18 protein-coding genes are annotated in these 19,436 nt (G+C 65.6%); 14 read left to right on the forward strand and 4 right to left on the reverse strand.

What is annotated here, in order from left to right; all coding sequences use genetic code 11:
• Positions 1-629: 629 nt before the first annotated feature.
• The 4 genes from ACM6LR_RS17355 (at position 630) to ACM6LR_RS17370 (ending at position 3,691) form a co-directional block, all read left to right on the forward strand.
• Positions 630-1,676, forward strand: a complete 1,047-nt coding sequence (locus tag ACM6LR_RS17355; RefSeq protein ID WP_414944112.1) for a fatty acid desaturase family protein — start codon at positions 630-632, stop codon at positions 1,674-1,676.
• A gap of 62 nt (positions 1,677-1,738) precedes the next feature.
• On the forward strand, positions 1,739-1,960 hold the full coding sequence (locus tag ACM6LR_RS17360; protein WP_414938209.1) for a DUF6480 family protein: 222 nt from the start codon (positions 1,739-1,741) through the stop codon (positions 1,958-1,960).
• Between the two features lie 356 nt (positions 1,961-2,316).
• A complete protein-coding gene (locus ACM6LR_RS17365) occupies positions 2,317-2,772 on the forward strand; it encodes a DUF4383 domain-containing protein (protein WP_414938210.1) in 456 nt (151 codons plus the stop codon).
• 28 nt (positions 2,773-2,800) lie between these two features.
• On the forward strand, positions 2,801-3,691 hold the full coding sequence (locus ACM6LR_RS17370; protein ID WP_414938211.1) for a manganese catalase family protein: 891 nt from the start codon (positions 2,801-2,803) through the stop codon (positions 3,689-3,691).
• A gap of 363 nt (positions 3,692-4,054) precedes the next feature.
• Here ACM6LR_RS17370 and ACM6LR_RS17375 read toward each other — a convergent pair whose 3' ends face one another.
• Positions 4,055-4,522: an SRPBCC family protein gene (locus ACM6LR_RS17375; RefSeq protein ID WP_414938212.1), complete on the reverse strand. Its 468-nt coding sequence runs from the start codon at positions 4,520-4,522 to the stop codon at positions 4,055-4,057.
• Positions 4,523-4,674: 152 nt separating this feature from the next.
• Between ACM6LR_RS17375 and ACM6LR_RS17380 the strand changes: the two genes are divergently transcribed.
• From ACM6LR_RS17380 to ACM6LR_RS17410, 7 genes are all read left to right on the forward strand, one after another.
• Complete coding sequence (locus tag ACM6LR_RS17380; protein WP_414938213.1) at positions 4,675-5,865, forward strand: zinc-dependent alcohol dehydrogenase; 1,191 nt, start codon at positions 4,675-4,677, stop codon at positions 5,863-5,865.
• A gap of 89 nt (positions 5,866-5,954) precedes the next feature.
• Complete coding sequence (locus ACM6LR_RS17385; RefSeq protein WP_414944262.1) at positions 5,955-6,461, forward strand: Fur family transcriptional regulator; 507 nt, start codon at positions 5,955-5,957, stop codon at positions 6,459-6,461.
• Positions 6,400-8,676 (forward strand): catalase/peroxidase HPI, encoded by a 2,277-nt coding sequence (gene katG, locus ACM6LR_RS17390; RefSeq protein ID WP_414938215.1) that lies wholly within the window; start codon positions 6,400-6,402, stop codon positions 8,674-8,676. Before ACM6LR_RS17385 ends, katG begins: the two co-directional genes overlap by 62 nt.
• A gap of 63 nt (positions 8,677-8,739) precedes the next feature.
• A complete protein-coding gene (locus ACM6LR_RS17395; protein WP_414944113.1) occupies positions 8,740-9,735 on the forward strand; it encodes a YihY/virulence factor BrkB family protein in 996 nt (331 codons plus the stop codon).
• A gap of 38 nt (positions 9,736-9,773) precedes the next feature.
• Positions 9,774-10,157 (forward strand): VOC family protein, encoded by a 384-nt coding sequence (locus tag ACM6LR_RS17400; RefSeq protein WP_414944114.1) that lies wholly within the window; start codon positions 9,774-9,776, stop codon positions 10,155-10,157.
• A 555-nt stretch (positions 10,158-10,712) separates the two neighbouring features.
• Positions 10,713-11,069 (forward strand): hypothetical protein, encoded by a 357-nt coding sequence (locus ACM6LR_RS17405; protein ID WP_414938218.1) that lies wholly within the window; start codon positions 10,713-10,715, stop codon positions 11,067-11,069.
• A gap of 312 nt (positions 11,070-11,381) precedes the next feature.
• Entirely contained in the window at positions 11,382-11,732 is a 351-nt protein-coding gene (locus tag ACM6LR_RS17410; protein ID WP_414938219.1) for a hypothetical protein, read from the forward strand.
• A gap of 246 nt (positions 11,733-11,978) precedes the next feature.
• Here the strand turns inward: ACM6LR_RS17410 and ACM6LR_RS17415 are convergent, their stop codons facing one another.
• Complete coding sequence (locus tag ACM6LR_RS17415) at positions 11,979-12,761, reverse strand: lysyl oxidase family protein (protein WP_414938220.1); 783 nt, start codon at positions 12,759-12,761, stop codon at positions 11,979-11,981.
• A gap of 452 nt (positions 12,762-13,213) precedes the next feature.
• On the opposite strand from ACM6LR_RS17415, the gene wecB reads away from it, so the two are divergent.
• Positions 13,214-14,242, forward strand: coding sequence for a non-hydrolyzing UDP-N-acetylglucosamine 2-epimerase (gene wecB, locus ACM6LR_RS17420; RefSeq protein WP_414938574.1), 1,029 nt, complete (start codon positions 13,214-13,216; stop codon positions 14,240-14,242).
• Here the strand turns inward: wecB and ACM6LR_RS17425 are convergent.
• The gene (locus ACM6LR_RS17425) at positions 14,214-15,536 is read right to left on the reverse strand and encodes an NAD(P)/FAD-dependent oxidoreductase (protein WP_414938221.1); all 1,323 of its coding nucleotides are present in this window, start codon (positions 15,534-15,536) and stop codon (positions 14,214-14,216) included. The two genes, wecB and ACM6LR_RS17425, sit on opposite strands and share 29 nt — an antisense overlap.
• 5 nt (positions 15,537-15,541) lie before the next feature.
• The gene (locus ACM6LR_RS17430; protein WP_414938222.1) at positions 15,542-16,348 is read right to left on the reverse strand and encodes a glycosyltransferase; all 807 of its coding nucleotides are present in this window, start codon (positions 16,346-16,348) and stop codon (positions 15,542-15,544) included.
• A 448-nt stretch (positions 16,349-16,796) separates the two neighbouring features.
• Between ACM6LR_RS17430 and ACM6LR_RS17435 the strand changes: the two genes are divergently transcribed.
• Positions 16,797-18,122, forward strand: coding sequence for an exopolysaccharide biosynthesis polyprenyl glycosylphosphotransferase (locus tag ACM6LR_RS17435; RefSeq protein WP_414938575.1), 1,326 nt, complete (start codon positions 16,797-16,799; stop codon positions 18,120-18,122).
• Positions 18,104-19,435 carry a putative glycoside hydrolase family 15 protein gene (locus tag ACM6LR_RS17440; RefSeq protein WP_414938223.1) on the forward strand — a complete coding sequence of 444 codons (1,332 nt, stop codon included), beginning with the start codon at positions 18,104-18,106 and terminating at the stop codon, positions 19,433-19,435. Before ACM6LR_RS17435 ends, ACM6LR_RS17440 begins: the two co-directional genes overlap by 19 nt.
• The last annotated feature ends 1 nt before the right edge of the window (position 19,436 follow it).

Here is a 19,436-nt window from a genome sequence, read left to right on the forward strand (position 1 = left end):
GGGTGGGCTGCGCGTAGAAGCCGAGGCGATCGCCGGTGTTCGCTGCCGAGAGAAGGCGGGTGGCTGGCCGGTCTTCGAACTCAAGGGATGGCTGGGACGAGGAAGGCATAAGAGTGGTCTCCCCGGGAAGCGGGACGACACGGGCCTACAAGCGAGCTATACGAAATACTCGCGGGAGCGCGTCGTTGGGCCGCACTCGACACCGATTCGGCTGATGCGGCGGCGGACAGGTCGTCGGACGCACGAAGCTGAGGTTGAACCCCGCGCTTCTCGACCGTACGTCAACCGGGACGTTTCCGCAGCCCCTCCGAGCAGGGAGTTTCACATTTTGAATCGGTTTCGCATCGTTTCGCCTTGATCGTTGCCGGGTATCCGGTCTTACGGCCCGTTCAGGAGGCAGGAGGAAAGCGATGACGAAGCATGTTCGGCAAGGTGACCGAGTTGGGGCACCTTCCCGTCACTCGCCGCATCCCTCGGCTCGGCAGAGTTGAACGACCGTGCAGCGATGAGGGCTCAGAGTGCCCGAGCGCACTTCGCGACTCGTTTAGCTCACGTCCGGTGAGGGAACTCCGGGGTGGTACGGCAGGTCGCCCCAGCCCCGGCGCCGCAGGATAAGGGGAAGGACGTCCATGGCCCTATCGTCAATGACGCCGCCGAGCGCCGAAGCAGATTCTCGTGCGGGGGTCCGTAACGATTTTCGGGACCTCGCGGGTTTGGTACGGCGCCAAGGTCTGCTCGACCGCCGCTACGGCTACTACGCGGCGAAGATCAGTCTCACCGCACTCGCGTTGGTCGGCGGTTGTGTGGCGTTCGTAGTACTGGGTGACTCTTGGTGGCAACTCGCGATGGCGGCGTTCTTCGCGGTGCTGTTCGCTCAGGTCGCGTTCCTCGGCCATGACGCGGGGCACAACCAGATTCTTCGGACCGGACGGGCCAACGACCGGCTCGGATACGGCTTCGCCGCGATCGTCGGCATGAGTTACGGCTGGTGGATGGGTAAGCACACCCGGCACCACGCGAGCCCCAATCACGAAGGCGACGATCCCGATATCGAAATTCCTCTGCTCGCCTTCACCCGTGCGCAACTGGGCGACAAGAGCGGATTCGTGCACTGGACCACGAAACATCAGGCCGGCCTCTTCTTCCCGCTCCTGTTGCTGGAAGGCATCAGCCTGCACTGGGCAGGCATCCGAGCCGTGTGGCGCGGCGAGGTCAAAGCCCGTCGCCTGGAAGCGGTGTTGCTGATCGCGCACATCGGTGGCTATCTCGGCGCGATATTCCTGGTGATGTCCCCGCCGGTGGCGATCGCGTTCATCGCCGTGCATCAGGGGTTGTGGGGTGTCTATATGGGTTGCTCGTTCGCGCCCGGCCACAAAGGTATGCCGACCTACACCGACAAGACCAAACTGGACTTCCTGCGCAAGCAGGTCCTCACCAGCCGCAACGTTCGCGGGGGCCCGTGGGTCGACTTCGCACTCGGCGGCCTGAACTACCAGATCGAGCACCATCTGTTCCCCAGCATGCCGCGGGGCAACTTGCGCCGCGCGCAACCACTGGTGCGCGAGTTCTGTGTCGCACACGAGATCGGCTACGCCCAGTGCGGATTACTGACGACCTACGGTCACGTCCTGCGGCACCTACGCGATGTCAGCGCACCTTTTCGCACGGCAAAGTGACGAAGACGGCGACCTTGGTGCGCGGTGTCAGTTGAGACCCACCCTTTCCGCATGGAGGAGACATGACAACACCAGGACCAGAACCCAAGGACGTCCCCGGCTTGGAACCAGGTGGGTCCGTAACACCCGGGGACACCCCGCCGGACGCGGGTCAGACGTCGGGTTTGTCGCACCCCCAACCGATTCCCTCGCGGCTGCCGTCGATCATCACGATCGTCGTGATCGGGGTCCTCGTCCTGGGAGTGGCCGGCTTCTTCATCGTGCGGGCGCTCGACCTGTTCTGACCACTATTGGTCGAATCCACGTGGACGATCTGCCCGGCCCTGAACGAGATCACCGGGATTCTAGGTCCTTGATGGCTCGGACCCGAGGCCCGGATAACGTGAACACGTTTTCAGGCCTTGACAGTAGAACCGTGCCTGGTGAGTCATAACAAGCGCGATCCACCCTGGCTCCCTTCGTCGGCGGTAGAGCCGTCAACTCGAAAGATCAGGTCAAACTCACCCGTCAGTTCCGTGTGAGGGGCCCGGTCCGGGGTACCCGAGACCATGTTCACCCGGTTCCGGGCTGGAGAAAGCCGTCCCGGAACGACATTCGGGTGTCCGGCCCGTCCGTTTCCACGTGTATCGGAAGGAGCACCATGACCGCATCGGCCACCAAAGTACAGCGAAGCCCACGTCAGCTTTTCGCGATGACTGTAGGCACGGTATTTCTGCTTGTCGGCATTTTAGGGTTCATCCCCGGGGTAACGACAAATTACGACCAGTTGAGCGGTGCCGGCCACGAGTCCGGCGCTCTCTTGCTGGGGGTGTTCCAGGTTTCGATCCTGCACAATCTCGTCCACCTCGCGTTCGGGCTGGCGGGAATTCTGCTGGCACGGACGGTCAATGGCGCGAAGTCTTTTCTGGTCGGCGGCGGGGTGATCTATCTCGTGCTGTGGGTGTACGGCCTGCTCATCGACCACGGGTCGGCGGCCAACTTCGTGCCGGTCAACAGTGCCGACAACTGGCTGCACCTCGGGCTCGGCATCTTGATGATCCTCTTGGGAGTCGTACCGCTGTCCGGCGGCAAGGCGCCCATCGCAGACTCCCGCTGATTTCACTTTTTCTCTTCGGAGGTTACTTGTGTTCCGTCATACCAAATTACTCCAGTTCGAAGCCAAACCCGAAAAGCCGGACGCGGTGTACGCCCGGAAGCTGCAGGAACTGATCGGCGGCGCTTACGGTGAGATGACCGTGACCATGCAGTACCTGTTCCAGGGCTGGAACTGCCGGATCGAAGGCAAGTACAAGGATCTGATCATGGACACGGCGACCGAGGAGATCGGGCATGTCGAAATGCTCGCCACCATGGTCGCCCGGTTGCTGGAAGGCGCGCCCGCGACAGCGACCGCCGAGGCGGCCAAGGACCCGGTGACGGCGGCGATCCTCGGCGGGATGGATCCGCAGCAGGCGATCGTCGCGGGCGGTGGCGCCATGCTGGGCAACAGCCAGGGGGTGCCGTGGAATGGTGGCTACATCGTGGCGAGCGGGAACCTGCTGGCCGATTTCCGGGCGAACGCCGCCGCCGAAGCCCAGGGCCGACTGCAGACGGCGCGGTTGTACAACATGACCGACGATCCCGGCGTGAAGGCGATGCTGCAGTTCAATCTCGCCCGCGACACGGTGCACCAGAAGCAGTGGCTGGCGGCCATCGAAGAACTCGAAGCGGACGGGCTGGAGGGTTCCATCGTGCCGGACGCGTTGTTCGACGAGGAGAACCAAGAGCACAACAACACCGTGTGGCGACTGTCCGACGGAACGGACGGCAGCAAGGGTGCCTGGAGTTTCGAAGGTGAAGAGATCGAATACTTGAACGACCCCATGCCGCTCGGCGGCCCCGGCACCGCTCCCAAACCCGATCCCGCGCTCTACGGGACTTACTCGCCGGTGCAAGACGCTGTCGGAACGATCAAGGGGAAAGCCAAGGCGGCCAAGAACAAGGCTACCGTGAAGCAGAAGAAGGCCAAGAACTAGAAGACGGCCAGAGGGGTTCTTTCTCGCGATAGCGTGAGAAAGAACCCCTCACCGTGTATCGAGGCGGGTGGCCCCTATGCCGCCCAGGCGAGCGACGGCATCGATGCCGTCGAAGCATTCCGGGTTTCATCAAGGGCTCTGGGCGTAACAACGCGTGTCAACGGGTACCAGGTCGAGTGGTGGTCGGTCGGTTGAGCAAACAGCCCACTGGCCGCCGTCGGGCGAGCGTGGCAGCGATGTGGCCGGTTCCTGGCGTACGGAACCGGCCACATCTGTGCAACGGCCTGGGTCGGGAGAATCGGCCGCCGACCTCACCTTTGCCGTCGGGCAACGACCCTGCTCTGGTGAGGATGTCTTAAGAGGTCAGGACTGTCCGGGACGAGACACGTCGCCACGCCACGCGCCCGTCTCGGCGCCGTCGCGGTTCTCGAGAAAGGTCTTGAACCGATCCAGATCGCCTTGGACGCGTCGGTCAAGGATCCCGAGCTTGTCGGCGACGTTCTCCACGAAGCCCTCGGGGTCGATGTCCATCTGGACGGTGACCCGGGTGTGGTGCTCGTCGAGGCGGTGCACGGTGACGACACCGGCGTGGTTCGGGCCGTCATCGGACTTCCACGCGACCCGTTCGTCCGGGTGCTGCTCGGTGATGGTGGCGTCGAATTCCTTGGAGACACCGGCGACGGTGATGGTCCAATGCGTGTGGGTGTTGTCGCGCTGCTCGACCCGTTCCACGCCTTCCATGAACCGGGGGAATTCGGCGAACTGGGTCCACTGGTTGTAGACGTCGCTGACCGGGGCCTCGACATCTACCGACTTGGTGATCGTGCTCATCAAGCGCCTCCTGAGGCGGGTCCACTTTCTGTCCGCCCGCCGGATACCCGGCTGACCGCCCTCGAAACGCACCACGCTTCCGGTGGGTTTGCCGTCGGCGGGGAAGGGAAACCGTAGACATTCGGCAGGACGCACGCGGAAGAGGGAGCACCATGAAGGCAGTCACCTGGCACGGCAAGCGCGACGTGCGCGTCGACACGGTGCCGGACCCGAAGATCGAGGCTTCCACGGACGCGATCGTGCGGATCACCTCCACCGGCATCTGCGGCTCCGACCTGCATCTGTACGAGGTGCTCGGAGCGTTCATGACCGAAGGCGACATCCTGGGGCATGAGCCGATGGGTGTGGTCGAGGAGGTCGGCTCCGAGGTCAGCGGGCTCAAAGCGGGTGACCGGGTGGTCGTCCCGTTCAATATCTCCTGTGGCCATTGCTACATGTGCACCCGTGGCCTCCAGTCACAGTGCGAGACCACCCAGGTGACCGACCAGGGCAAGGGCGCGGCGTTGCTGGGCTATACCAAGCTCTACGGACAGGTCCCCGGGGGACAGGCCGAATACCTGCGGGTTCCGCAGGCGCACTACGGGCCGATCAAGGTTCCGGACGGCCCGCCGGACGAGCGGTTCGTCTATCTGTCCGATGTCGTCCCGACCGCTTGGCAAGCCGTCGACTACGCGAACATCCCGCGCGATGGCACTGTCGTGGTGTTCGGCTTGGGCCCGATCGGGCAGATGGCCTGCCGGGTCGCCCGCCACCGCGGTGCCGGCGAGGTCATCGGTGTCGACCTGGTGCCCGAGCGGCTGGCTCGCGCTCGCGAACACGGTGCCACCACGCTCGACACCCGGGACCACAAGGAGATCGGCGACGCCATCCGGCAGCTCACCGGCGGTCGCGGCGCCGACTCGGTGATCGACGCGGTGGGTATGGAGGCGCATGGCGCGCCGGTGGGCAGGCTGGCGCAGAACCTGGTCGGGTTGTTGCCGCAGCAGCTGGGGGCCAAGCTCACGGAGAAAGCGGGCATCGACAGGCTCAGTGTGCTGTACGCGGCGATCGACAGCGTCCGCCGCGGCGGCACGATCTCGCTGTCCGGAGTGTACGGCGGGATGGTCGACCCGATCCCGATGATGGATCTGTTCGACAAGCAGATCCAGCTGCGGATGGGGCAGGCCAACGTCCGTCGATGGATAGACGACATCATGCCGGTCCTCACCGCTGACGACGACCCGCTCGGCGTCGAAGGGTTCGCCACGCACAAGCTGCCGTTGGCTGACGCACCCCGGGCGTACGAAATCTTCCAGAAGAAGCTCGACGGTGCGCAGAAGATCCTCCTTCAGCCCGCGGCTTGACCTGGCGGGACCGTGGAAGAGGCGAGCGCGACACCAGCACGCCGAGTTTGATTTGACTCGTTCCAGAAAACCTTCTAGGATCCTTGGTGATGTCCGAATTCGCAGCGCAGCTGCGGGCGGCCTCGTTGCGCGTGACCCGGCCTCGGTTGGCTGTGCTCGCCGCGCTCCGTGACCATCCCCATGTCGACACCGAAGCGGTGATCGCACTGGTGCGGGCCGAGCTTCCCTCGGTGTCGCATCAGGCGATCTACGACGTGCTCCGGGCGCTCACCGACGCTCGTCTGCTGAGGCGTATCCAACCCGCCGGAGCGCTCGCCCGATACGAATCCAGGGTGGGGGACAACCACCACCACGTCGTGTGCCGCTCTTGCGGTGCGATCGCGGACGTCGATTGTGCTGTCGGCCATGCACCCTGTCTCACCGCCTCGGCTGACCACGGCTTCGTGGTCGATGAGGCGGAGGTCGTCTTTTGGGGTCTTTGCCCCGATTGTGCGGCCGAACCGTCCAGTGATGATCCGCCTCGGAAGGAAGTTAATGAGCGACACCCCGGAGAAGGTCCCGTCGAGCGCGCAGGGCGTGGACCGGAAAGCGGCTGAAGGCTGCCCGGTGGCTCACGATTCGGTGACCGCGCACGGCAGCGAGAGCGAGAACCCGGCGATCGACTCGCCGACCCCGAAGACGGGCGGGCGTCCGCGGACGAACCAGGACTGGTGGCCCAACCAGCTCGACCTTTCGATACTGCACGCCCATTCGTCGAAGGCCAACCCGCTCGGCGAGAACTTCAGCTACGCCAAAGAGTTCGCCAAGCTCGACGTCGAAGCCCTCAAGAGTGACATCGCCGGTGTGCTCACCACCTCGCAGGACTGGTGGCCCGCCGACTTCGGGCACTACGGCGGCCTGATGATCCGGATGAGCTGGCACGCCGCAGGCACCTACCGCATCCATGACGGCCGTGGCGGGGCCGGTGACGGTTCTCAGCGCTTCGCGCCGCTGAACAGCTGGCCCGACAACGCCAACCTCGACAAGGCACGCCGTTTGCTGTGGCCGGTCAAGGAAAAGTACGGTCAGCAGATCTCGTGGGCCGACCTGCTGGTGCTCGCCGGCAACGTCGCCCTGGAGTCGATGGGTTTCAAGACTTTCGGTTTCGGCTTCGGGCGTCAGGACACCTGGGAGCCCGAGGAAATCTTCTGGGGACCGGAGGACGCCTGGCTGGGCGACGAGCGCTATGCCGGCGACGCGGAGATGGTGCCCGACGTCGGCGCGACCGAGATGGGCCTCATCTACGTCAACCCCGAGGGGCCCCGCGGCAGCGCGGACTTCCGCGCGGCGGCCCACTTCATCCGGGAGACCTTCGGCCGGATGGCGATGAATGACGAGGAGACCGTCGCCCTCATCGCCGGTGGGCACACCTTCGGCAAGACCCACGGTGCGGGCATCGCCGACGACCACGTCGGCCCGGAACCCGAGGGCGCGCCGCTGGAGACGCAGGGGCTGGGCTGGCTGAGCACACACGGGAGCGGCAAGGGCGCCGACACGATCACCAGCGGTCTCGAGGTGACGTGGACCGACCGGCCGACCGAGTGGAGTAATCGCTTCTTCGAGATCCTCTTCGGCTACGAATGGGAGCTCACCCAGAGCCCTGGCGGCGCGAAGCAGTACGTCGCCAAGGACGCCCCGGAGATCATCCCGGATCCATACGACCCGGCCAAGAAGTACCGGCCGACCATGCTCACCACCGACCTGTCGCTGCGCTTCGACCCGACTTACGAGAAGATCTCGCGCCGGTTCCTGGAGCACCCCGACGAGTTCGCGCTGGCGTTCGCCAAGGCCTGGTACAAGCTGCTGCACCGTGACATGGGCCCGGTCAGCCGTTTCCTGGGACCGTGGGTCCCCGAGCCGCAGTTGTGGCAGGACCCGGTGCCCGCCGTCGACCACGACCTCGTGGACGACTCCGACATCGCCACGCTCAAGGCGAAGGTGCTCGACTCCGGTCTCTCGGTCGCCCAGCTGGTTTCCGCGGCTTGGGCGTCGGCGGCGAGTTTCCGGTCCACCGACAAGCGCGGTGGGGCTAACGGCGCCCGGATCCGTCTCGAGCCCCAGCGAGGCTGGGAGGTCAACCAGCCGGAGCAGCTCGCGACGGTCTTGGAGGTCCTCGAGGGCATCCAGCGCGAGTTCAACGACGCGGGTGGCGCGAAGATCTCGCTCGCGGACCTGATCGTGCTGGCCGGTTCGGCCGCCGTCGAGAAGGCGGCGCGCGACGCCGGTGTCGAGACGACCGTGCCGTTCCACCCCGGCCGCACCGACGCCACCCAGGAGCAGACCGACGTCGAATCGTTCGAGGTGCTCGAGCCGCGCGCCGACGGGTTCCGCAACTATCTGCGTGCCGAAGAGAAGCTCCAGCCCGAGGTCCTGCTCGTAGACCGCGCCTACCTGCTCAACCTGACCGCACCCGAGATGACCGTCCTGGTCGGTGGTCTGCGTTCCCTCGGTGCCAACGCCGGGGACAGCCGTCACGGCGTTCTCACCGAGCGGCCGGGCGTGCTCACCAACGACTTCTTCACCAATCTGCTCTCGCCGGGGACCCGGTGGAAGGTGTCGGAGTCCGAGGAGAACGTCTACGAGATCCGCGACTCGGCGACCGACGAGGTGAAGTGGACCGCCACCGCGGTCGACCTCGTTTTCGGCTCCAACTCCCAGTTGCGGGCTCTCGCGGAGGTCTACTCCGGCCAGAGCGCTCGTGACAGGTTCGTCGCGGACTTCGTCTCGGCGTGGACCAAGGTGATGGAGCTCGACCGGTTCGATCTCGCCTGACCGTTCACTGTTTCACCGCGGTGTTCCGGGGTATGCCAAGGGATCCCCACCCAGGAGGTCACCTTGGCTGCCTCGAAGCACTCCACCGAACCCGACGGCCCGACCGATCTGCCACGGCGATCCTGGTGGGCTGTCCTCAAGCGGACGGTCGTCCAATTCAACCGTGACAACCTGTTGGATTGGGCGGCCGCGCTCACCTACTACGGCGTTCTTTCGCTGTTTCCCGGCCTGCTCGTACTGACCGCCATCCTCGGCCTTCTCGGGCCGTCTGCCACCCAGACCCTGATCGACAATGCCGGACGGATCGTGCCAGGCCAGGGCCGCGAGATCCTGGTCGGCGCGATCGAGGAACTGTCCCGGTCGAGTGGACTGGCCAGCGCCGCCGCGATCTTCGGTGTCCTGGCGGCTCTTTGGTCGTCTTCGGGCTATATCGGCGCGTTCATGCGTGCTTCCAACGTCATCTACTCGATGCCCGAAGGCCGCCCGGTCTGGAAGACCTGGCCGTTGCGGCTCGGCCTGACCCTCGCGCTGCTCGTCATCCTCGCCCTCTGCGCGATCGGGATCGTCGCGACGGGCGACGTCGCCCGGTCACTCGGCGATCTCGTCGGGCTGGGCTCGACCGGCGTTATGGTCTGGGACATCGCGAAATGGCCCGTGATCGCGCTACTGGCTGTCCTGGCGTTCGCGGTGCTCTACTGGGCGAGTCCCAATGTGCGGCAACCCCGGTTCCGCTGGATGACGCCTGGCGGCCTGGTCGCCGTCGTGCTGTGGGCCGCGGCCACCCTCGGGTTCGCCATCTACGTGAGCAACTTCGCCTCTTACAACAAGATCTACGGCTCGCTGGCCGGAGTGATCGTATTCTTGGTCTGGCTGTGGATCTCGAACATCGCCGTCCTGCTCGGTGCCGAACTCGACGCGGAGCTCACCCGGGGCAAGGAACGGGCGGCGGGCCGTCCGGCCAAGGACGAACCGTTCCTCCCGCCGCGCGACACCCAGGCGATGGACGACGAGGAGACCGCCGAGGTCGCCGCAGCCGAGACGCGTGAGTCCGGCAAGTGAGATTCCCGCGAACCCGGGGCGGGGGATAGCCTGGAGGCATGCTCAGGCTCGGCTTTCCTGTGATCGGTGTGTCGGATCTACCGCGGGCGGTCAGGTTCTGGACTGCCGCGGTGAACCTGGTGGCCAGTGACGAGTGGGCGAGCGACGGCTGGCGGACCCTGGTCCACGCGGATGGCTCCGGGCGCGCGCTGGGGTTGATGACTAGCGAGTCCCCGATCGAACCGTACCCCCGGATCCACCTCGACCTCGTCGTCGACACCGCCGCCGAACAAAGGGCAGAAGTCTTACGCCTGAAGGAACTCGGTGCCACAGACGTCGGTTGGGACCGGTATCCGCCCAAGCCTGACTTCGTCGTTCTCGCCGACCCGGACGGCAACCGCTTTTGTGTCGTCGACCTCAGCAACGCGCCTTCGGGCAGCTGAGCGACTGTCAGCGCCACGGCTGATCGATACCGGTAGTGATGTTCTACCGCAGGTGATGGTGGAACAGAGTGCTAGGTCGGCGGTTCGCGCGAGGCGCCGGCCTGTCCTGTTCAGGGGCTGGATCGAGGCGAGAAAGTGCGCGCTACGAATCCAGGTCACCGGTCAGGCGATGACGGCCGGATTCCCGTGCGATCACGCCGCCAGCAGTGCTGTCCCCGGCGCGAGCCCCGGCGTCCACATTTCCTACGCGCCCGACATCTCTTGCGTTCCAACGAAGGAACGGCAACGCTGACTCAGTCCGGCATGCGTGGTCACGCTGAGGCCGGTGTCACCGTGGATCCGGAGTCCTTGTGACACAGGAATGTTCGATGTGCCGGCCGAAAAGCGCGTAACTCGATCGGACCACTGATCACGCGGTCAACGGGCCGCCGGACCCACACGATGGTGGAACGGCGTGGAAAAGACCGGCTCGCATCAGTACGTTTCCCGTGACACGGGACGAAAACACACTCTCGCTGCCGTCCTGTTCGATGCAAACGTCCTCAAGGAGAATTCATGCTGAAGAAGATCGGCTTCGTCGCGGCCGCCATGGCCGCCGGTGCCTTCATCGGTGGTGGGGTCGCTTCCGCCGACACCACCGACGACCGCTACGACTACGACGGCCACGACATCAGTGAGCAGGTCGGTCTGGTCAACCTGAACAACATCGACGCGCTGCACAACGTCAACGCCGTGGTGGGTGTATGTGGCAACGATGTGAACGTGCTCGGCGTCCAGGTGCCGATCCGTGACTCGCTGAACGGCATTGGTGTGCCGATCCTTTCGCCGGGTGCGCACGAGGCCAGTGGCGAGTCCCCCTACAACTGCGCCGCCGGTGGCATCGTCGACGGTGGCACGTCGCAGGGCAACTAGTAGCTCCCTGCCGAGGTCGCCCGTTGTGTGTACGGAAGTCGGCTGAGGCAAGGGGTCCGGCGAGACGCATCGAGGTCGTGAAGCGTGCCCGGAACGTGGAAAAGAGTGCATACTCCGTTCCACGTTCCGGGCACGTCACGGCGCGAAGCGACGCCGGCACGGGTGGGGCCGGTTCGTCCTGCCCAGGAGTTGACCGGCCCCATCCAGCGTGACATGCACGATAACCGATATCCCCGGCTGCTGCGAACTGAAGTTCCGCCGCCGGGATTTCCCTCACTGGTTATTCCGGTGGGTTTGTCTGAGGAGTTTTCTGTGATCAAGCAGCTTGGTTTCGTGGCTACCGCTGTGGCGGCTGGGATGGCGATCGTGGGTGGGTCCGCGTCGGCGGCGAATGTGTCGGTGGCGGGTCACCCGGTGGACCACAATGAGCAGATCGGTCTGGCGAACGTGCAGAACCTGGACGTGGTCCACAATCTCAATGTGGTCGGCGGGGTGTGTGACAACAACGTCAACGTGCTCGGTGTCCAGGTCCCGGTTCGTGACGTCGCCGAGGGTATCGCTATTCCGGTCTTGTCTCCTGGTGAGACCGAGGCCGAGGGTGCCACTCCGGACAACTGTGCCGGTGGCGGCATCGTCGACGGCGGGACCGTCCAAGAAAACTGATCGATCCCGTTAGCAGCCGCCGCGTGGAAGCCCCTCCACGCGGCGGCTTCTTTATGCGACGAAACATGATGCCCCTTGAGGTGTCACGCGGGTGAGGTCAGGCTCCCGGCACGGTCCGGGCGGCCTGACCTCACCGCTTTTCGCCGCCCCGAACAGCGACTGATCGAAAGCTTGCCCAGAGGTCGCCATCGTCGCGACTCGAGTCATCCGATCCGGGACGGCGTCGTTCCCTGAGTTGCGAGTCGGTCAACCGCACCGTTTCCGGCCAGGGCAACTGCGGAGGAACTTCACGACCGGACCTCGGGGGAGAACCTGGTGCAGGCCCGGTTTCCCGTCCGGCCATTCGATGGACAGGGCGATGGACGAGGAGTTGTTGCCGTAGTCGGTTTCCGCCAGAGTCCGGTCGTCGTTGACGGTGTTGACCAGGTCGTAGGTCCCCGACGGGACGTCGGTGATGTCCAGCCACTGAAAGTCGACGTCGTACTTGTAGTCGTCACCGGCTCCGACGGAGATTCCTTCGACCACGTCGAGTGCGGCCGGTTCGTGGTGGCGGCATTTGTTCGCGCGCAGGCGCTGGGCGAGTTCCGCGTCAGGGCCGGATTCGCCCGGAACCCGGTCGAGCGCGCCGATGTCCGCGACCCGGAAGCGATCGCCGAGACAGAAGCCGTTCTTGCGATCGGTGACGACGGTCTTTCCCTGCTTCGAGACCAGCGCGAAGTGCTCGAAGTTCATCAAGTGCCAGTGCTGGTGATCCGTGGCGGGTTCGTAGTAGGTGAAGGTACGCGTGGGCCGCTGTGCTTTGTCGTAATCGGCTGGTATCGAACCGTCCGCGGCGTTGCGAAGAGCCTGCCGGACCGTCATGCGCCCTTGTGTCGTGTCGCTGCGTCGACCGTAAAGCAGCAGAGGCCCGTCGCCGATGTTTTCTTCCGAGCTGGTGAATCGCAGCCGGACGGCCTTCGCGGCGGCAGGGAGGACGCAGCGGCCGTTCGGGGCGGCCGGGTCGATCACCATGCAGACGTCCCAGTCCACGCACTTCAGGGCGTCGCCGGCATGCCCTCCGGCGCATCCCGGTGGGGCCTGGCGGAGATCCGGCAACAGGAGTTGTGGTGACGCGTCAGAGGTCGGGATGGAAGTCGTGGCGGCCGTCAGGAGCACTACCGCGGCCAGGGTGAGGTATTTCTTGAGCAAGAGGTGGGACCCGTTCTGTGCTGAGATCTTCGACGAGGTAACCCTATTCGAGTAATCTCTTTTCTGGTGGAAGGCACAACCGGATCACACCATGGATTGATCTTGTCACCATTGCCGTGGGTCCGGTGCGTAGCGTGCGTTCAAACCCGCTCCGAAAGGATGTCCGAATGTCGATTTCCGCCGGTCTCCGCGCACCAGCGGCGGATCACAGTGGTACCTCCCGGGCCGTGACGGCCGGTGGTGTCGTTCTGGTCTGTGGGACCCGGCCGGAACTCATCAAGTTGTCGCCGTTGATGCGCTACTTGGGAGACGACTGCATGACTGTCTACACAGGACAACACTACGACGACTCGCTGTACTCACGTATCCGGGCGGATCTCCCACCGTCGAAGCGCTTTCACGAGCTGGGTGTGACCGTTGCCGGCCGCGGTGCGCAGCTCGGCCGGGCGATCAGCGCCGTCGACGAGGTCCTGGCCACGTACCCGCGTCCGGTGGTGCTGGTGCAGGGTGACACGACGTCCGCGCTCGCCGGCGCGCTGGCGGCCAACGCGCGTGAACTCCCGGTGGTGCACGTCGAAGCGGGGTTGCGCAGTCACGATCGCGCCATGCCCGAGGAACACAACCGTGTGCTGATCGACCATGTCGCCGACCTCTGCTGCGCGCCGACCGACCTCAATCGGCTGAATCTCCTCGCCGAGAACATCCCGTCCGGGCGTATCGCCGTCACGGGCAACACCGTCGTGGAGGCACTGGAAGCAGCTCTCCCGTCGGCGGGGGACCGGGCCGCGGTCCTCTCGGCTCGCGGACTCCGCCGGGACGAGTACGTCCTCGCCACCATCCACCGACCGGAGAACGTCGACGATCCCGAGCAGCTGACTGAGATCCTGCGCGAGCTCTGCGGGCTGCCGATCCCCGTCGTGTTCCCGTTGCACCCCCGGACGAGCAAGAGTATCGAGCGCTTCGGCCTGACCCGGTTTTTGGAGCCGCTTCTGGTACTCGAACCCCAGGCCTATCCGGCGTTCCTCGCGTTGGCCGCGGAAGCCGCGGTGATCATCTCGGATTCCGGTGGTATCCAGGAAGAGGTGAGCGTGCTGAAACGACCGGTGGTCGTGGTGCGGCGGAGCACCGAGCGTCCCGAGATCTCCGGTCTGTTCGGTGTCCTGGTTCCGCCTGGACCTCTGATCGGTGTGGAGACCGCGGCGTGGCTGACCGACGTCGCGGCCCACCGTGAGCGACTCAGCCTGCTGCCTTCGCCGTACGGGGACGGGTCGGCTTCTCGCCGGATCGTGGACGCTATCGAGGCGAAGTTCCCGTGGGCATGAGCGCGGTGCCGTCGAGAATCCGGCCGGTCACGTCGTTCGCGAGCTTGACGCTCGAGTTCCAGCTGGTCACGTCCGGGTAGACATGCGCGGTGGTCGCCAGCCGCAGGCTCGTACCGTCCACAGTGGTGGGTGGGCGAAGCGCGAGATATCCCAGTGGATAGACCGGTTCGACGAACGGTGCCTTGAACACCCGCACCTCCTCGACATCGTCCGGCGTGAGTTCGGGGAAGAGGTCGATGAGCTGAGCCGTCCAGTGTGTGGCTGTTTTGGCGGCGTCGCGGGCGTAGAGCCTTGACGCGCGATCGGTGTAGCGCATGACATAGACGAGGTGCGAGCCTCCGTAGGCTTCAATGCCGGTGAGTGCGGACATCTCGACCACTCCGTCGAACCCGGTCCCCGAGCGCAGCACCGGTGTCCAGTAGTGCCCGGTCAACGGACGACGAAGGAAGAACGCGGCGGTGACCACTCCTTGGTAGGGGAGTTCGGTCCGCGGGAGGAGAGCGGCGAGTTCTTCGTCGGCGAGTCCGCGCAACATCGGCAGCGGCACCGTCGAGATCACCTGCCCGACGGTGAGAACCTCGCCGTCGGCCAGCGTGAGGGAGCTGCTTTCCGCCCCGCTGTGCAACCGATGGACCGGTGTCGATGTGCGGACGGTCCCACCCGCGTCCTCGATGGACACGCGCAACGCGTCGATGATCGCCTTGTAGCCGCCGTCGGGGTATCCCCGAGTCGAGACGTTCCGTTCACGCCCCAGCCGCTGCCACAGGTACAGAGCGGGGACATCACCGAAGGAGGAACCGAACTTCGAGCCGAACATCGGCGCGAGGAGTTCCTCCCACACCCGGCGACCGTAGAGCCCGCGCAGCCAGTCCTCGGTGCGAAGCGTGTCGAGGTCCCGTCCCTGCCCCAGCTGCCGCAACAACAGCGACACCGCGCCGAAGCGCACCCTGTCGTGAAACCGGAGAGGCGTGAACCGCAGGAGGTCGAGGGCTGAGTTGAACCGGTGCCGCCTACCGTCGACGACCATGCCCATGGTCGTCTCGCGCCACCGCACCGAGTCTTTCAGGCCCAATTCGTCCAGTAGCCGAAGAAGGTCGTCGTCGGTCGGCATGACGCAGTGGTAGAACCGCTCCACCCACCCGTCCCGATACGGGAAGAAACTTCCGAGCCCGCCGAGCTGGTCACTGGCTTCCAGCAGGGTCACGCGGACGCCGTCGCGAGCGAGCCGGTGTGCCGCGGCCAGGCCGCAGATGCCGCCGCCGATCACGGCGACGTGCGGGGGAGAGGTCGTCACCGGGGTCACAGCTTTCGGAAGGGCGCCGGGCTGAGCCGGTCGCGGGCGAGCAGTCTCACGTACTGCAGGATGGTCCGCCGGAGCTTCAGCTTGCTCGGCCCCTGTTTGCGGTCGTAGCGCAGGGCCAGCGGGATCTCCGTGATCACCGGTCGGCAATGGCGGAGTTTGAGCAGCAGTTCCACCATGCAGGCGAACCCCTGTTCTTCGATGAGCCGCTCGCCCCAGTGGTCGGACGCCCTGGTCAGCAAGGTCGCGCGATAGGCGCGGTAGCCACTGGTGAAATCGCGGACCCCTTCGACGGCGAGCGCGCGCTGAAAGAGTTGCGCGGCCCCGCGGGAGAGGAGTCGCCTGCCGAGCGGGGCGGTCCGATCGTCGCCGCCCTGGACGAAACGTGAGCAGATGGCGACATCCGAGCCGGCGGCGATTTCCGCCTGCAGCAGGCTGATCAGGCCGGGATCGTGAGTGTCGTCGGCGTCCATGACCACGACGATGTCGTCGGGGCCGGAGTCTTCCAGCGCCGCGCGGAGCCCGGACAGCACGGCGCGGCCCAACCCGAGGTTGATCGCGTGCCGCACGACGCGCACCTCGAGCCCGCCGAAGCCGGATTCCGCCACCGCCGCGGAGCGGTCGGACGAACCGTCGTCGACGACCCAGACGGTGATCTGTTCGGTGAGTGCCACCTCGGCGAGCCGCCGGAGCAGTGCGGGCAATGCCGCTTCTTCGTTGAAGGCGGGCAGGACCACGTGCGCGCGCCCACCTGTCTTCGCTTTCCGGTCCGGTTCCGCTCTGGTGGCCAGAGCGGTCTTCTCCACTGCCACGAGTCCCCTTCGACGAGTCGATACGATCCGCGGCCGTCATCCTCAATTCGGCCGTCAGCTCATATTCGGCTATGTTGTGCCCTTTCTTTAGGGCCGCCAGAGGTCCCCCAAAAGGAGGGGTAAGCGTGCAACTACGTGGCGTTCACCTGCGTAGCTCAAAGGGGTTCACCATGTTCCCCGATCGTGCCTATGCCTTGAAACGCACAGTAAGCATGCGTCGGCGAAACCGAGCTTACCTCGAATGGATGAGTTTTGCCGAAGGTGGAGGAATGACCGTAGCGGAAGAACCCATGAAATGTGGGATGTGCGACACGCGACAGTTCCGCTCTTTTCGGAAAGGCCGAGGCCGGTGACCGAATTGAGGACGTCGGTCCCTGCCGGGGCGTTGCCGAGTCAAAGACGTCGAAGGCTCGCCTCCACGGCACGGAAGCGTCCCTTGCTGATGCGAGTCAACGCCGTCGTGTTCTTGTTGCTGGCGGTCGATTTCGGCGCATGGCTGGTGGCGACCGCGATGACCGGCGCCGGCCCGCTGGAAGCGGTCGTCGCCGGTGCGGCGTTGGCGAGCGCGCGGTTCGCCGGGCGGGTTCACCGACGTCGCCTGTGGCTTTCCTGGCTGCAGGACCTGCCGCGATCAGTGGCCACTTCCGGAGTCGCGTTCGCGCTGATCGCCTGCGTGGCGCTGGTGACCGGCCCGCACGGACAGAAAATGTCCGCCGCGCAAGAACTCGTGCTGGTGTTCGCCGTGCTCAGCGAAGGCGTTCGGCCGGCTGTCTTCGCGATCGGCCGGTGGGGACGCCGTCGGCTCCGCAGGTGTGACCGCGCCATCGTGGTGGGAGGGGCGGAGAGTGCCGGTGAGCTGATCCGGACCATGGTGCGGCATCCCGAATTCGGTCTGCTGCCGGTCGGATTCGTTCCTTCCGATTCGGACGCGCGGACCGAGGATCTTCCCGTTCAGGTGATTCGCGACGGCCTGGCCGAAGCCATCGTCCGGTGTGGCGCGGGCACGGTCGTGTTCGCTCATTCCAGGGACAGCGACAGCGCGATCGTCGATGCCGCCGTCACGGCGCACCGGCTCCGTTGCGTCACACTGGTTTTGCCACGTTTGTCCGCGCTCTGCCCGGACAAACCAGGGATCGACCGGCTACGCAGTCATCCTTTGGTGTGGTTGGCAGGCGCGCCGACCCGCCGGCCCAGTTGGCGGATCAAGCGGGTGCTCGAAGCAGTGCTGGCCGCCGCCGCGCTCGGCGTCCTGGCGCCGGTCATCGCGGTGTGCGCGCTGGCTGTCGTGCTGGAGAGTGGGTTTCCGGTGCTCTTCCGCCAGGTGCGGGTCGGAGTGGGCGGTGAGACCTTTTTGCTCTATAAGATTCGCAGCGTGCGACAGGACACTGTGGACGATTCACAGACGCGCTGGTCGGTGGCCGGGGATCACCGGGTCGGTCCGGTCGGCCGCTTCCTGCGAAGGACCTCTTTGGACGAAATACCGCAGCTGTGGAACGTCGTACGCGGGGACATGGCGCTCGTCGGCCCGCGTCCGGAGCGGCCGGTGTTCGTCGAGGAGTTCTCCGCCGTTCACGATCTGTACTGGGCACGGCACCGGGTGCCCACCGGACTGACCGGTCTCGCGCAGGTGCACGGCCTCCGTGGGGACACGTCTATCGCGGACAGGGCACGCTACGACAACTATTACATCGCCAACTGGTCACTCTGGCTGGACCTGAAGATCATCATCCTCACGGTGGGAGAACTGTGGTGCCGAAGGCAGCGCTGAGGCGTGCTCACCCGATGGCGACCAGGCTTTCCGCCGGGTACGCCGCGCTCGTGCTGGCCGCGGGGTGCGTGGCCGGATGCACCTCGAGTTCAGCCGGCGAGGTTTCGGCGGCACCGCCGCCGAAACCGTTGGCGCCGTGCGCGTGGTGGTACGGGATCGGTCAGCCACCGACGGACAGCGACCTCAAACTGGCCGCGCAGCGTTACGAAGTCGTGGTGCTCAACGCCGACCAGGGCCCGGCGATGCGGAAGCTGCGGGAGCTCAACCCTCGGATCAAGATCCTGGTGTACAAGGACTTGTCGAGTACCCGCAACTACGCGGGCGCGGTGAACGGTGGCGAGGACGCGGAGTTCCTGCCCAGCGGCATCGGCTATGTCGCGGCGCAGCGTGCGCACCCCGAGTGGTTCGCGACCGACACCCGTGGCAGCCGCATCGAGTGGCAGGGGTACCCGAAACACTGGCAGATGACAGTGTGGGACCCGGCTTACCAGCAGGCTTGGAAGTCCGCTGTGGTGGCAGAGGTGATCCGAGAGGGTTGGGACGGCATCCTCGCCGACAACGACTTCAACTCGTTGAGTCACTATTCGTCGGCGATCCTCACCGGCACCGCGACAGCGGCTGAAACCGACCGGAAGCTGCGTGACGGCCTCGAAGCCTTTCTGTCACTGGTGGGTGATGCGCTCCAGAAGGCGGGCAAGCTGTTCGTGCCGAACGTGTCCGAGACCCACCTGCTGCCGGGGAGGTGGACGGCGCACTCCCGGTTCGGCGGTGCCATGGAGGAGAACTTCGGTTTCCGCGAGAACGGTGGGGCAGGCGGCCTGCTCACCTTCCGCGGCAACGAGTTCCAGGAGTTGCGTGCCCAAGCCGCGCTCGGTGAATCGTTGCTGCTGCTGGTCACCCGGACAAGGTCCGCTCAGCAGGACCGGGCGGGCTATGCCAGCGCGGCACTGCTGGCGGGGCCCCGGACGTGCTGGACCCCGGCCACCACGGACGACTACCGGGATCCCGAATGGTCGAAACTGCAGAGCAGCGGGCTCGGGGAAGCCGTGGACGCCGCGAGCCGCCAGCCGAACGGCGTCTGGACCCGGACCTTCACCAGCGGCTGGGTCGCGGTGAACCCGACGTCGGCGACCCAGACCGTGACGCCTCCCGAAGGACTGGTGCCCGCGGGTAGTCCGCCCATCCGCCCCACGACTTCCATGCCCGCTCCGGTCAGTTCGTGGGTGTCGTCCACACCGCCGTCATCGCCGCCACCGCCGGCCGTCGTCGAACTGGCCGCGGCCGACGCGGTGGTGATGGTCAAACCGAAGTAGT

The organism is Amycolatopsis sp. cmx-11-32, from assembly GCF_047608695.1.
Lineage (GTDB): Bacteria > Actinomycetota > Actinomycetes > Mycobacteriales > Pseudonocardiaceae > Amycolatopsis.